Consider the following 13,828-nt stretch of genomic DNA (forward strand, 5'->3'; position numbering starts at 1 on the left):
ATCATATCACAGCGCGCAGAGCATCGAAAGAACAGTGCTGCTGCCGTCGCTTTCGCGTTGCTTCAGCCGACGGTACGGCGAAGCGCACGGAAGGAGGCGAGAGCGCTCGAGGCTACCGTGCCGAGGCGGAAAGAGCTGCGGTTCCGACCTCAACGATCATACCGCCTCCGAGCACAGTCTCGCCCAAGTAGAACACCGCATGCTGGCCCGGTGCCGTCGTCGGCTGCGGGCTGATAAGGCGGACCTCCACCGACCCGCCATCGCAGGAATGCACCGTGCAGGCAACCTTCGTGCTTCGATACCGAAGCTTCACCATGCAGTCGAGCGGTTCGGCCAACGCGTCGAACGCCTGCCAATTCGGGTTCGCCACCGTAACGAAATCGATGAGCGTCTCATCTTTGAAACCCACCACGAGTTCGTTGCGATCGAACCGCTTGCCGATGACGTAGTACGGCTCGGGGGCCGCGATGCCGATGCCTTTGCGCTGCCCGATGGTATAGCGAACCAAACCATCATGGCGACCGAGCACCGTGCCGTGCGCATCGACGATAGTCCCCGGTTCGTCGCAGACGCCCCGCTGCTCGAGAAACACTCTATGGTCACCTTCGATGAAACAGATATCCTGGCTTTCGGGCTTATCGGCAACCGGGAGGCCGAGATCCGCCGCCAACACCCGAACATCCGCTTTCGTCGCAGCGCCCAGGGGAAACACGAGGCGCTCGAGTTGCTCCTGCGTGAGCTGGGAGAGCATATAGCTCTGATCTTTCGATGCGTCGAGGGCGGCTTTGACGACGAAGCGCCCGCTTTCCTCGAGACGCGCGATGCGAGCGTAATGCCCGGTTGCCGCCTTCTCGCATCCAAGCTCGTCTGCCGCCGCCAAGAGCTGGGGAACCTTGCAGCGGGCGTTGCACGAAACACACGGGCTCGGCGTGAGGCCGCGTGCGTAGCCGTCCACGAACGGGCCGACTACCTCGCGCTCGAACGCCTCCGAGCACTTCCAAACCGCATGTTCGATGCCGAGCAGCTCGCACACGGCGGCTGCATCCCGCGCAGCCGCACGGGACTTCTCGTCATCGGTGAACAGGCATGTCACACCGACGACCTCGTAGCCCGCCCGCATAAGCACAGCCGCCGACACGGCGCTATCCACACCCCCGCTCATACCGAGCGCGATGCGCCGTGTTGCCGTATCGAATCCAACGTCTTTCATTCGCTTCCATCTTTCTCATTCGCCGCGTGCCCATGCGCTCAACGGAGCCGTATATGAGGGCAAGTATACCAGCGGACAGAAACCTCCCGTGCGAGAGGCGTCGCGTGCATGGGAGCTGCATACGAACGTGCCGGGATGGCACGCCTCACCGCACAAGAAATGATCCCGGGCAAAGCGCGGTTCGGGTAACGCAGCCAGCCGAAGCCGCTGGCAAGTGCGTCGTGCGCACACGAGAGTAGTACGCGCATGCCTCGGCAACTCGTCTCCGTCCTTATTTCGTAGTCTCTTGTATATTTAGTAACATCTGTCTATAATATAGCTACAGCACAGCCGACCGACTGCAGGAGGAACCATGGGAACCATCGTTTCGCTCGTCGATGCATGCCTAGCCCGCTCTACGAAACTGAGCTCGATCAAGCCCTTGCGCTTTTCGAATGAGCGGGGTTCGCGCTTCGACTACGCAGGAGTTTCCAACCTGGGAATGTACCTCCACATTCCCACACGCATTGCCGCGTGCGCGCCCGAGGGCAGCGATCGCGCAGGCGAATCCGATGCGAGCGATTGCCGCGCCGTTCTCGAGCACCTGCTTTCGGCTATCCACTCAGCAGGCTCGGCCGCGTGGAAAGATTCGCGCTCGGCCGCCCCGCGCGACCGCAAGACCATCACTACGCTGTTCATCAAAGGAAACACGGCCCTGCTCGACGCCCCTGCGCTTGAATCGATCGTATGCGCAGTGCGCGAACGATTCACCATCACGCACGGCATAGGCTTCGAACTCGCCTCGACAGAACTCGAGAGCGAAAAGCTCCGCATGCTGTACGAGGCGGGAATATCGCACCTCGCCGTAACGGTTGCATCCCGGCCTTGCGTCCAGAAGCCCGTAGACACACCCGATGCAGCCGCATGCGGCATGCTGAGCGTCCTCAAAGAAGCCCCCTTCGAAACCGTATCGCTTACCTTCGCCTTCGCGCAGCCCGGCCAGACTTCACACCAGCTCAAACACAGCATCGAAGCCGCGTTTGCGAGCGGAGCGAACCACATAGCCATCAAACCGTTCAACAGCCGCGAAGCCAAACGGCTTGAAGCGGGGCACCGCACGCAGCCGGTTCAGCTCGTGGAGTTCGGCTGTGCAACCACGACACTCGCCCAAGGAACGTTCGGGGTAAACGCGTACTCGATCACCGAATACGGCAAGCGGATCGGCGCAGGCAAGCCACCTGCAGCTGTTACCCTCAGAATCGTCGAGCGCGAACGCATGCTCAGATACGTTCTTTGGGCTGCACACGACGAAGCCCGCCTTCTTCTTGCCCAGGCGAAGCTGCTGCGCGGCATAGGGCGCTCGCAATCACGGAAGCAATCGCACAAGCTTCGCTGAAAGACCGGTGCGAAACCGATGCCGAAAACGCGCCGAGCATCTCTGCGCATGCGCTTATAATGGACGATACCGCGCGATTGAAGAAACCAATTGCACCGAGAACGGCAAGGAGCTCTATGTTCATCGAACCGAAAGACTCGCGGCAACGCTACACCAAGCAGTGCCTTTTCGATTCGTTTTTGCGCGCGCTCGAGCAGAAGCCGGTATCGGATATCACGGTAAGCGAGATCTGCGAAGAAGCGGGCATATCGCGCAAAACGTTCTACAAGTACTATTCCGATCAGTTCGCGCTGCTGCTCGCCATGCAAGACGACCTGTTCGCCGGGTTCGAACGCTACGTCGAAAAGCTTCCGCACAACGTGTTCGACATGGTGCCTGCGCTCATGGAGTTCGCCTCCGAACATCGTGTACTCGTGCGCGCCGCATTCGAGAACCGCGGGCAGGGCAACTTCATCGATCGAGTCATCGCCTACCTGTACGACGCTTACCACAGCGACTGGGAGCGCGCCAATCCGAACCTGCCGAAGCAGGATGTGACGTTTCTCTTTCACTTCGTCGCGTCGGGCCTCGTCGGGATCATCCGCCTATGGCTATTCGAGGCACCCGAACTGAGCGCCGAAGAGGCGGCGAAGAAAGCCGATTTCTTGTTACGCATGGCAAGTCCGAAGAGCGACGCATAGTACACCGAAACGATCCGAGGATGTGCGCCGCCAGCCGTCGTGCACCGACGCGAGCCCCAACCGTTCGAAAGATGGGAGCACCCATGGAAACAACGAGCTTCACCGATGCGAAAGCGGTAGCCCTCGCCGTGCTTCGCGCGCCAGAGCTTATCGGCACCGTGTTTCTCGAGGGAGGATTGGTACCCTGGATCATCTCGGGCAACGATTCGGGGCGCTGCCATGACGACGTCGATTTTTCGGTGCGGGCAGCCGACATGCCGGCGGTTCGGAGCTGGCTTGCGATGCGCGGGTTCTACGACGAAACGCTCGACTCCCTGAACCTGGAATGCAATTCCAGCAGAGCGGATTTCGGCGTTCATGCCGTCGTCGACAGCGTCATGGTTAGCTTCGCGCCGTTTTCGATCGAGAACGGCGCGCTCGAACAGCGCAACGCGCTCCACGCTTCGTTCGCCGGATACGACGCGCTGCTGCTCGCCACTGCCGCTGGGCTCGAAGAAGACGACTTCGTCGAGATGCGCGAGCTTCCCGACGGCAGCCGAGTCGGCATGTCGACGATCGAGGCCGTACGTGCCGCAAAGGTCGCAACCGATCGGGAAAAAGACCTTGCGGACCTCGCCGAACTGGATCGGATCGGCTACGACGCCGACAGGTTCGCCCGCGTGGCCGCCGCATTCGCAACCATGGAAGTCACGTGCCCCGCGCACAGTGAGTAACCTGGGAGGATACTCCGCGAGTCGCCACCCGGCGCACAAGACGAAGCGCCCGTCGATCTCGCGCGCCATCCGCAGCCCGTTAGCCATGCAAGCGGATCGCACCTCAATTTCGACGGGCGCTTGCGTGCGAGCAGAACCTATTCGCCGAAGTCGTGGATTACCGCTTCGATGTTGTTGCCCTCGAAGTCGTACACGAACGCCGCGTAGTACCCGGGATGGTAATCGCGCGGCCCGGGAGCACCGTGGTCGGTCCCGCCTGCGGCAAGCGCCGCCTCGTAGAATGCTTTCACTTCGTCCGCATCGTGCGCGGTAAACGCGATGTGGGTCGGAAGCTGCGCCTCGTCGTCCTTGAGCGCCATCACCCACACATCCCCGGGCTCATCTTCGACGTGCAGCTGCAGGCCACCGGGATACTCGATGCCCTTCACATACCCGAGCGGCGCAAGCGCAGCCGTATAGAATGCCGCCGCTTTATCGAAGTCTTTCACCTTGACGCTCATATGGTCGATCATCGGATCATCCTTTCTCTCTGGCATCTGACCTGATCAGTGTAGCATGGCGTAGGATCCATGGCTTCGTTTCGCGTCACAACGTTCCCCGAAAACCTTTCGCGCCCGAGGCACCCGTCTCATACAAGCGCATCCTATCCTTTCGCGTAACCCGCATCTCAACACCTGCCTGAAATTCGCGTAGGACAGCGTGAAAGCTCACCACCTCGGCGAGTTCTGCGCCCCCTGGAACACTGCGCCTTCGTCCTTGCACAGATGCTGGACGGCGGTGCGGGCGGTCTCCACCGCGGTGGGCAGGCCGCCGGGGGCAACAAGGCGCTGGCCGGCGAAGTAGACGCCCGCGACACCCTCGGGCTTCGCCGGGTAGCTGCGCATCTTCTCGCCGGGGAGCATGTTCGACATCCACGAACCCTTGTACGAGCGCAGGTAGCGCTCGTAGGTGAGCGGCGTAGCCACGTCCCACACCTCCACTTTGCCCTCGATCTGCGGGTACTTCTTCGACACCGCAGCGATCACCGCTTCGGCGAGCTTTTGCTTCTCCACGGCGTAGGTACCGTCGGCTTTGCGGGCGGCCCACCAGTCGTAGGTGTCGCCGTTCATGAACAGCGTCATGGCCGTACAGCCTGCAGGCGCGTAGCCCTCGTAGGCGGCATAGTTGTTGAAGGCGAGAGCGTCGTGGCGCTGTCCTCCGCAGAAGACGGGCTCGTCCACGGGGAAGCCGACGTTCTCGGGCACATCGGAGAGGTCGGCCGTGATGCCGAGGCTCACGAACGTGTCGAGGATCGGGTGCACGTTTTCGCGCAGATGCTCCGCCCACCCTTCGGCGAGCGGCGGGTCGAACAGCTGGTCGACGGCCATGCGCAGATCCTGCGTCACGATGACAGCGTCGAACGCCCGCTCCACGCCGTCCACGATCACGCCCGTCGCGCGGCCGTCCCTCACTACCACACGTTCGACGAGGCTGCGGTATTCGATCCGGCCGCCCAGCTGCTCGAGCCGATCTGCGACGCGCCGCGCCATGGCGAGCGAACCGCCGAGAGGGTAGCCGCCGTCACCCGTGGCAAGCGTCGCGAGCGTGAACGCGAGCCCCACCGCGCTCATGTCCTCGCCCACCATGCTCGCGAACAGGGTGCGCAAAAGCGGGTTGGAGAAGCGCTCCGCAAACGAGCGGGCGGTCTGGTTCGCGTAGAAGGGCATGCGCACCATCGCCGGCAGCATGGCCAGCGTCTCCCCCAGGCCCGCCTTGCGCGGCACGGCCGCCTTCACTCCCTTGATGTCGGAGATGGGCATGTCCACCTTCATGAACTTGCGCACGTCCTTGGTGAGGCGCCGGATCGCACGCTCGTCCTCAGGCGCGACCTCGAGCAAATGCGCCTCGAGGCGGTCGACGTCACGGTACAGATAGATGGTCCGCCCCTCGAACTCGTAGGCGAGGAAGGGATCGCGCACGTAGATGGGAACCTCCGGATTAAGCGCGCCGATCTCCGTCCACACCGCGTTGAGCGCCGTCTTCGGCGACGACCCCGTGAGCCAGTGCATGCCGCCTTCGAAGAGGTAGCCCTTGCGTTTCCAGCTGGTCGACGCGCCGCCAGGAACGGTGTGCGATTCGTAGACGGTAACATTGAAGCCGCTCTGACGCGCGTATACCCCCGCCGCGAGTCCCGCGATGCCGGCTCCCACAATAGCGATGCTTCTTCGGGAGTTGTTGGATGCCCGCTCACCCGATGCTTCGCATACTGCATTCGCTCGCTCGGCTGCGCTCTCACTTTTGTTCATGTCCTACCTCTTCCTCACAATGTCGACGATCCATTCTGGCTCCGGGTTCGGCATATCGGAATATACGGCCAATTCTTCAGCGATACCCTGGATAGCAGCCCAAAACGCGATAGAGAGGGCCATCGGATCGCCTGGGCGGATAGTGCCCTCACGCTGGCCGCGGCGAATGATCTCGACTGTGGGCGTGTTCACGTCGAGCCCCGCGAGCAGATCCTTTGCACGCGGGGGAATGGCATCGTCCATGAACGCGTTTCCCATAAACACGAACATATCGGCCATGAGGGGATCCTCGTGCAAGAAGGCCAGGATGCTCGTTGCAGCCTCTTCGAAGAATGCAATCGCATCGCCCTCGAACCTGTCGTCCACCATGCCCATCGGCCCCTTGACGCCGAGATCAATCAGCTCCTCGTACAGCGCCTCCTTCGATTCGAAGTAATGGAACATAAGTCCGGCGCTCATGCCTACGGCCTCGGCGATGTCGCCCACTTTCGTACCCGCATAGCCCTTGCGCACGAACAGGCGCAGCGCAGCCCGGAGAATCTCCTCGCGGCGCTGCTCCCGTTGCTCCTGACGCATACTGTTCATTGAATGCCCTTTCATTGAATTTATATTCAATATAATAGCATGACGTACATCCCAGCAAGTCGAGAATCGGGATGATTCGCACGAGAACGTACGGCTTGGCTCGACGACGTTTCAGCAATCGCAAGGCTTGCGCAGCATAGAGCGGTCGAAAAAGGTCCGAAGAGCCGATACGGGCTTGACTGATCAGGAGTCCCCTAAAAATCGATCTCCTGGTACACGAGATGAGCGATGAGCTCTTGCGGTTCGAATTTCGGTATCGAAAGGCCCCCGAACGCCGAAGTATCTCGCGAGACGATAGCATCCATCAGCGCTGCCCTTTAAATGGTACATCGCTTACCAAGAAAGCAGCTCGTAGCCGTCCTCGGTCACCGCAAGTTGTATTTCCCACTGGGCCGTCGCGCTGCCATCTTTCGTGCGAACCGTCCAACCGTTCGGATCGCTCATGTCGATCTCGGGCTTACCTGCGTTGATCATCGGCTCTATGGTGAAGACGAGCCCGGGGACGAGCACCATGCCCGTGTTGGGCTTTGCCACGAAGCTCACGAACGGATCCTCATGGAATTCGATCCCGATGCCATGACCGCCGAACTCGCGTACGACCGAGTAGCCGTGCTCCTTGGCGAATTCGTTAACGACATGGCCGACATCGCCGAGCAGGCCCCAAGGTTTTACCTGTGAAAGCGCCTTGTCGATCGACTCCTTCGTCACCTCGACGAGGCGCTTCTTCTCAGGATCGACCTCGCCGATACAGAACATACGCGACGAATCAGAGAAGTAGCCGTCGAGAATCGTGGAGCAATCGACGTTGACGATATCGCCCTCGGCGAGGACCTCGTCATCCGAAGGAATACCGTGGCAGACAACTTCGTTGATGGAGGTACAGACGCTTTTCGGGAAACCCTCGTAGTCAAGTGGCGCGGGAACGGCCCCATGCTCGACCGTGTAGTTGTGCACCCATCGATCGATCTCGCCGGTCGTCACGCCCGGACCGATTCGCTCGGCTACATAATCGAGCACGCCGATGTTCACAATGGCGCTTTTCTTGATGCCCTCGATATCCTTGTGCGATTTGAGAAGGCTTCGCGGGGGCACTTCGAAACCCTGCTCGTACAGCAGCTCCAGGCGCTCATCGAAGTCGATGTGGCATTTCTTGTATTTCCTGCCGCTGCCGCACCAGCATTCGTCGTTGCGTCCAGGTAGTGGTTCTCCATCGTACATGGCGTTCCTTTTCTCTCGCGGCTATTGTACTGCGGCCCAGGGCAAGCCCAGGCCGCAAACCGCTATTCTCTTGTTTGTCCGACAGTGCAGCGTGGCAAAAAAGCGGATGGCGCGTGGCGGCGTCTACAGCTTCCCGACCAGATCGATGCCCGGATGGAGCACTTCGGCACCTGGCATCCAACGCGCGGGGCACACCGCATCGCCGTGCTCGGCAACATACTGGCTCGCCTGCACCCGACGGAGAAGCTCTGCAGCATTGCGGCCGATGTTACCTGCATTCACCTCATAGCACACGATCCTGCCCTCGGGGTTCACGACGAAGCTGCCGCGCTCGGAAACGCCCTCTTCCTCGATGTACACATCGAAGATGTCGGCAAGTTTGTGCGTGGGATCGGCAAGCATGGGAAACGGCAGCTTGGCGATGTTCTCGGACGTGTCGTGCCACGCCTTGTGGACGAAGTGCGTGTCGGTCGAAACCGAGTATATCTCGCAACCCGCCTCCTGGAACTGGTCGTAGAGCGCAGCCAGATCCTCTAGCTCGGTCGGGCACACGAACGTGAAGTCGGCGGGATAGAAGAAGAATACCGACCAGCCCCCGAGCACGTCGTCCTTCGTTACGGTAACGAAGTCGTCTTCATGGAAAGCCTGCACGGAGAAATCGTCGATTTCGCGGTTGATCATAGACATAGGTAGCTCCTTGTCTCTTCGGGATGTCTTGCGCCATCGTAGCGTCTAAAGCACGCTTTTTTGTTACCATAGGCAAACTTTCATATATTTGTTACTTTGCCTATACGAATTATCCGCAAAGGCTCGGATCGCCGACTTTAAGCCAAATTGGCCGCGCTGGGGAGCAGCTAGCTCGTTCGCACGTCGCCCGCGGTTCGCGCGGCCTTCCAACGCAATTCCCACATCGCTCGCCCGCAATTCCCTATCGCTTCCCATCCGCGTAAGGTTCGCTTCCGAAATCTGCAAGGTTTGCGCATACTCGGCGTCAAATCCTGCAGACGAACGGTCAAAACGCGCATGGTAAGCTCGCTGCACCATACGAACCCTCACGAAGGAGCAGACCATGAGCCTCTACTGGCCCGAAGCAAACCTCGCGCTCGACATCATCGACGATCCCGGAAGATCGCCGTTCGACAGAGAAGCGCACCCCGACGCCACAGTACTCAGCGTTACCTGCGCGCAGATACGCGACCCCGAAGCGCTCGACGAGTTGTCGCGCGTAATCGCATGCCACCTTGGAGCTGATCTTCCACCCGAAACTCCCACCTTCCGCGCGAAAAGAAGGGCGCTCCATCGCTCGCTTTTCGGCGACGCTTCGCGGTAGGTTGCGGCAAACGAGCAATCCACTTGGTGCTCTATGCCTAAAACGATAAGGCCGTCATAAACAGTTTCCTTTGTTGCTGTTGCAATTACTTCCGTTATACAGTAGCATTCTGTTTCGCAGTAGTATTGGGGTAGACATGCGGTTCAAAGATCGCGATATCGAAGCTTTCTGGTTTGACTGTTCGAGATTCAAGCCGCGCCGTGTACCTTCGGAGCTACGAAAGACGCTTTACCGAAAGCTTCAGTTGCTTGATGCTGCCGATGCGTCAAGATGTCTGAACGACCTTCGCACACCTCCGGGCAATCACCTCGAGCACCTTGGTGGCGACCGCTTAGGACAGTGCAGTATACGAGTGAACAAGCAATGGCGTCTATGCTTCACATGGACGAGCAGCGGCATCGAAGGAGTTGAGCTTGTTGACTACCATTAACGCATATGTATCGCATCCCGGAGAAATTTTGAAAGAAGAGTTTCTCGAACCACTCGGCATTTCTCAGTACCGTCTTGCCAAAGCCATCGGCAAACCCCAGTCGGCCGTCTCGGACATTATCCACAACAGGCGCTCTATCACACCCGAGATGGCCTACCTCATCGGCAAGGCACTCGGGACCACCCCTGAGTTCTGGCTGCGACTTCAAACGACCTATCAGGTTAAAATGCTCGAACAATGCGACCATCCCGATGTCGAGGCTCTTGTTCGCGAGCAGTAAAAGCCCGTCGTACTGCTCGCAGTGTTTTTGAAAACCTTGCAATCCGGCGAGCCTCCATCCTTCTTGCGCAAATACCTTTGTGCAGGATTGCGGTATGAGCATGCCCATCCGCGCATCATCATCGCACGAGCCAAAGCGCCCTCAGCGCGAAGGACGGGCGGCTTGGCAAAGCACAACTTCGAACCTGAGCCATGGCCGCCCGTCGCGCTGCTCGACGTGCGCTTCGATCGTACCGCCCATGTGCTCGACGAGATACCGCGAGATCGCAAGACCGAGGCCCGATTGCTCCTGCGAGCGCGACCCGTCGACCGTGTAGAACGGCTCGAACAGCCGGGCAACCTCGCTCTCATCGAGCGCTTGGGTATCATTGGCGAAGGTCATTCGCACGCATCTCTCTTCGGTATCCTCGGATAGCCCCACCTCGAGACAACCCTTCGCGTACTTCCCCGCATTATGCAAAAGGTTCGCAATCACCCGCTCAGCGCTATCTCTATCAGCTAGAACAACCACCGCATGCTCCGGCAGGGAAAGACGTACATCCAATCCCGCCTCGTCTAACAGGCGGTATTGGGCGGCGACCGATTCGCGCACCAGCCTCCCAAGCTCCACTTCGGTCAGCTCGAGCACGAAGTCCGCGCTCCTCACCGTCGATAGATCGTAGAACTGGCCGATCAAACGCATCAGCATTTCGGACTTGCGCTTGACGATGGCGAGCGATTCACGGGCACCCTCGTCCAAACCTGACTCGTCGATAAGCGCCAGATAGCCGAGCATTGAAGTGAGCGGGGTGCGTAAGTCGTGGCTGATACGTTCAACTTGGGATTTCAGCTCCGCTTCATGTCGCGCGTAGAGCACCGCCTCGCGCCTGATGGAACCGAGCGCTCGGTTTACGGTGCCCAGCAGCCGCTCGAGATCGCCGTCAGGTGCCGCAAGCTTGACGATGCGGTTCTCGCCCAAATCTTCCACGATCTCCCGCAATTCGCGATCGGCCCTCCGTATCGAACGTTTCAACAGGAAGTAGCGTAGGCAGAAGTACCCCCCGACCGCAAGGGCCAGCACAAGCGCAACGATCATCGGCACGTCTGCCATACACACCCCCTACAGTTCCGTTTTTCGGGCCCGCCGCAAGCCAATAGCAGCAAACAGCACCAACCCTAGGAAACCTGCAAGCAAACACCGTGCCCACCCGAAGGGCTTATCCCATGGCAGTTGCCCGCCGGTGAACACTTCGTTCACTTCGCTACCGAATATGTTGCCCGGCAACCACTGCGCGAATGCCGCCACGGGTTCGATGCGCAATCCGATGAGCGCAAGCACCTGAGGAATCGCAAACACGATGACGACGAACGCCACAATGGCGGCTGTAGTTTTCGGGAAGAACCCGTCTAAGCCCACCGCAAGCACTACGGCAGCCACAATCGAGGGCAACGCCGCTACCGTTGCCGTAAGCAGCATGCTGGCCGGTTCACCAGCAGGCCCCTCAAGCAAAAGCATAGCGCTCGCAAGGTACACGACCATCACGATCGCCATCGAAACGAATCCTGCGGCAATCGAAACGATACACTTCCCCACAAACACGCTCGTACGCGAGCACCCGTGCACGATCGCGTTTTTGAGCGTGCCATTCTTACGATCGTCGGCGTACAGCAGCGCAACCAGCAGCCCCGCCAAAGCGAACAGCAAAGGAAGCATGCCCAGAAGGTTGCTGAGCGAGAACTTCACGGTCGCATAGGGAAACGTATCGTCCACGAAAGTCATCCCGTATAAAATCATGTTGGCCGCAAGGACGACAGCGCAGAGGATGCCGGTTAACAGGTACAACTCCCTACCATGAACGATGCGGTACCCTTCGCTTTTCATGTAGTTCAGCATTACGCAACCCCCTGTTCTTTCAAATCCAGATAGTACTGCTCAAGCGACATGCGCTTTCGCTCGAGTTTGAAAAGGGTCATGCCCTCATCGGCAGCGAGCGCGCTGTACGCTTCGATGCCGAGATTCGGATCGAGAATGCGTACGGTGGCATCGGGAAGCACTTGGTACCGCACCTGCCCGAACGTTTTTTCCAGCAGCACAGTGTAGCGTTCGGCATCCGATACGCCGATGTCGATGCAATCGGCGCACCGCGCGGCAAGCCGCTCGGCGCTTACCTGCTCGAGTATGCGTCCGTGGCTCACAAACGCGTACGTGGTCGCCAGCTGTTCAAGCTCGGCCAAGTTATGGCTCGAAAGCACAATGGTGATGCCTTTCTCGCGATTGAGCTTTCGCAACAACTCGCGCATCTCCACGATACCGCTCGGATCGAGCCCGCTCGTCGGCTCGTCAAGCACAAGCACCTCGGGTTCGCCCAAAAGCGCCATCGCAAGCCCCAGCCGCTGCTTCATGCCCATCGAGAGGTTCTTGCATGAGCGTTTTTTCGCATAGGTGAGCTTCATCAGTTCAAGCAGCTCCGACACCGCCTGTTTGCCGGGAACGCCCTTCTGTATGCGGTAGTACTCCAGATTCTTCTCAACGCTCAGGTTGGGGAAGAACCCGGGCTGCTCGATGATTGCGCCGATGCGCGAGCGCTGCCGCTCAAGCTCGCTTTGCGTATGCGCATCGAACAGACGAACCTCGCCCTCGGTTGGAAACGAAAGCCCGCACAAGAGCTTGAACAGCGTCGTCTTCCCCGCTCCGTTGTCACCCACTACCCCGTAGATATCACCGCGGCGCACCGTAACGCTCGCTTGGCGAAGCGCTGCGAAATCGCCGTAGCGCTTCGTGAGGTTCCTTGTTTCGATCACTGCATCCATACAGCCGATTCTCTCTTTCTCCCATGTCTTTCGATTGCATGGGAGAACTTTACGATGCGGGCGGTAAATAAGTCCTCAAGGAAGTATAAGGAAAACGTAAAGACTGACGCGCATTGCGCCCTGCAAGCACGCGCAGCCCAACTGGGATGCCTTGGCGAAGCCGAGGTCGGCGCGTTGTGCGGGACCCAGCGTGCCAAAGCGTTCATACGAGCTTGAACCCGATACCCCATACGGTTTTGATGAACTCCTCGTCAGGACAAACTGCTGCAAGCTTCTTGCGAATGTTGCTCACATGCACGTTGATCGCGTTGTCTTCGCCATAGTAGCCGTTCCTCCATACGAGTTCGTAGAGCAATTCGCGAGAAAACACCTTGTCGGGCGCCTTGATGAGCACAAGCAGGATATCGAACTCGGAAGCCGTGAGGACAACGTCCTCGGCGCCGAGCGCTACCCTGCGCGTCGTTGCGTTTAACTCCAAGCCCCGATGGGAATACACCTCGCCGGCTTCCGCAGCGGCCGCCGTGCGCCCGGTACCGCAGCTTCGTCGCAAGACCGCTTGCACCCGTGCGACAACCTCCTCGGGCTCGAACGGCTTCGTCACGTAATCGTCCGCCCCGAGAGCGAGCGCATCGATCTTGTCGGCCAACCCGACCTTTGCAGAAACGACGATGACGGGAACACTGGATGCGAGCTCGGTTCGAAGCCGCTCGATGAACGCAGCCCCGTCCATACCCGGCAGCAGCATATCGAGCAGCACAAGGTCGAAAACGCCGCTTTCTACGCGTAGCAAACCCTCGGTTCCCGAAAACGCCTGCACGACTTCGAAACCCTGCCGCCGCATGATCGTGGCGAGCAGGGCGTTGATGTCGGAATCGTCCTCGACAACGAGAATGCTGCGTTCTGTCACTGGAAAAACCTCCTCGTGCATGCGAC

At 59.5% G+C, this 13,828-nt stretch carries 16 protein-coding genes; 6 read left to right on the plus strand and 10 right to left on the minus strand.

The window, feature by feature from the left end; all coding sequences use genetic code 11:
- Positions 1 to 112: 112 nt before the first annotated feature.
- Positions 113 to 1,210 carry a tRNA 2-thiouridine(34) synthase MnmA gene (gene mnmA, locus FJE54_RS00630; RefSeq protein WP_139650618.1) on the minus strand — a complete coding sequence of 366 codons (1,098 nt, stop codon included), beginning with the start codon at positions 1,208 to 1,210 and terminating at the stop codon, positions 113 to 115.
- A gap of 352 nt (positions 1,211 to 1,562) precedes the next feature.
- Between mnmA and FJE54_RS00635 the strand changes: the two genes are divergently transcribed.
- The 3 genes from FJE54_RS00635 (at position 1,563) to FJE54_RS00645 (ending at position 3,978) form a co-directional block, all read left to right on the plus strand.
- Positions 1,563 to 2,585, plus strand: a complete 1,023-nt coding sequence (locus FJE54_RS00635; protein WP_139650619.1) for a hypothetical protein — start codon at positions 1,563 to 1,565, stop codon at positions 2,583 to 2,585.
- 116 nt (positions 2,586 to 2,701) lie between these two features.
- The gene (locus FJE54_RS00640) at positions 2,702 to 3,265 is read left to right on the plus strand and encodes a TetR/AcrR family transcriptional regulator (RefSeq protein ID WP_180326479.1); all 564 of its coding nucleotides are present in this window, start codon (positions 2,702 to 2,704) and stop codon (positions 3,263 to 3,265) included.
- An 83-nt stretch (positions 3,266 to 3,348) separates the two neighbouring features.
- Complete coding sequence (locus tag FJE54_RS00645; protein WP_139650621.1) at positions 3,349 to 3,978, plus strand: hypothetical protein; 630 nt, start codon at positions 3,349 to 3,351, stop codon at positions 3,976 to 3,978.
- Between the two features lie 137 nt (positions 3,979 to 4,115).
- Here FJE54_RS00645 and FJE54_RS00650 read toward each other — a convergent pair whose 3' ends face one another.
- The 5 genes from FJE54_RS00650 to ahpC form a co-directional block, all read right to left on the minus strand.
- Positions 4,116 to 4,490, minus strand: a complete 375-nt coding sequence (locus tag FJE54_RS00650) for a VOC family protein (protein ID WP_139650622.1) — start codon at positions 4,488 to 4,490, stop codon at positions 4,116 to 4,118.
- Positions 4,491 to 4,685: 195 nt separating this feature from the next.
- Positions 4,686 to 6,263: a phytoene desaturase family protein gene (locus FJE54_RS00655; protein WP_139650623.1), complete on the minus strand. Its 1,578-nt coding sequence runs from the start codon at positions 6,261 to 6,263 to the stop codon at positions 4,686 to 4,688.
- Positions 6,264 to 6,266: 3 nt separating this feature from the next.
- A complete protein-coding gene (locus FJE54_RS00660) occupies positions 6,267 to 6,848 on the minus strand; it encodes a TetR/AcrR family transcriptional regulator (RefSeq protein WP_255467143.1) in 582 nt (193 codons plus the stop codon).
- Between the two features lie 333 nt (positions 6,849 to 7,181).
- Entirely contained in the window at positions 7,182 to 8,066 is an 885-nt protein-coding gene (locus FJE54_RS00665; protein ID WP_139650624.1) for a methionyl aminopeptidase, read from the minus strand.
- 123 nt (positions 8,067 to 8,189) lie between these two features.
- Positions 8,190 to 8,753, minus strand: a complete 564-nt coding sequence (gene ahpC, locus FJE54_RS00670) for an alkyl hydroperoxide reductase subunit C (RefSeq protein ID WP_139650625.1) — start codon at positions 8,751 to 8,753, stop codon at positions 8,190 to 8,192.
- A 382-nt stretch (positions 8,754 to 9,135) separates the two neighbouring features.
- On the opposite strand from ahpC, the gene FJE54_RS00675 reads away from it, so the two are divergent.
- From FJE54_RS00675 to FJE54_RS00685, 3 genes are all read left to right on the plus strand, one after another.
- The gene (locus FJE54_RS00675; RefSeq protein WP_139650626.1) at positions 9,136 to 9,396 is read left to right on the plus strand and encodes a hypothetical protein; all 261 of its coding nucleotides are present in this window, start codon (positions 9,136 to 9,138) and stop codon (positions 9,394 to 9,396) included.
- A 136-nt stretch (positions 9,397 to 9,532) separates the two neighbouring features.
- Positions 9,533 to 9,826 carry a type II toxin-antitoxin system RelE/ParE family toxin gene (locus FJE54_RS00680; protein WP_139650627.1) on the plus strand — a complete coding sequence of 98 codons (294 nt, stop codon included), beginning with the start codon at positions 9,533 to 9,535 and terminating at the stop codon, positions 9,824 to 9,826.
- Positions 9,810 to 10,106, plus strand: coding sequence for a HigA family addiction module antitoxin (locus FJE54_RS00685; protein ID WP_139650628.1), 297 nt, complete (start codon positions 9,810 to 9,812; stop codon positions 10,104 to 10,106). Before FJE54_RS00680 ends, FJE54_RS00685 begins: the two co-directional genes overlap by 17 nt.
- Positions 10,107 to 10,247: 141 nt before the next feature.
- Here FJE54_RS00685 and FJE54_RS00690 read toward each other — a convergent pair whose 3' ends face one another.
- The 4 genes from FJE54_RS00690 to FJE54_RS00705 all read right to left on the minus strand — a co-directional run bounded on the left by FJE54_RS00690 (position 10,248) and on the right by FJE54_RS00705 (position 13,802).
- Positions 10,248 to 11,195, minus strand: a complete 948-nt coding sequence (locus tag FJE54_RS00690) for a sensor histidine kinase (protein ID WP_139650629.1) — start codon at positions 11,193 to 11,195, stop codon at positions 10,248 to 10,250.
- Positions 11,196 to 11,204: 9 nt separating this feature from the next.
- Complete coding sequence (locus FJE54_RS00695) at positions 11,205 to 11,978, minus strand: DUF2705 family protein (protein ID WP_139650630.1); 774 nt, start codon at positions 11,976 to 11,978, stop codon at positions 11,205 to 11,207.
- The gene (locus FJE54_RS00700; RefSeq protein ID WP_139650631.1) at positions 11,978 to 12,895 is read right to left on the minus strand and encodes an ABC transporter ATP-binding protein; all 918 of its coding nucleotides are present in this window, start codon (positions 12,893 to 12,895) and stop codon (positions 11,978 to 11,980) included. The genes FJE54_RS00695 and FJE54_RS00700 overlap by 1 nt, the downstream gene beginning before the upstream one ends.
- 202 nt (positions 12,896 to 13,097) lie before the next feature.
- The gene (locus FJE54_RS00705) at positions 13,098 to 13,802 is read right to left on the minus strand and encodes a response regulator transcription factor (protein ID WP_139650632.1); all 705 of its coding nucleotides are present in this window, start codon (positions 13,800 to 13,802) and stop codon (positions 13,098 to 13,100) included.
- Between the last annotated feature and the right edge of the window lie 26 nt (positions 13,803 to 13,828).

Origin of the sequence: Raoultibacter phocaeensis (assembly GCF_901411515.1) — a bacterium.
Classification (GTDB): Bacteria; Actinomycetota; Coriobacteriia; order Coriobacteriales; family Eggerthellaceae; genus Raoultibacter; species Raoultibacter phocaeensis.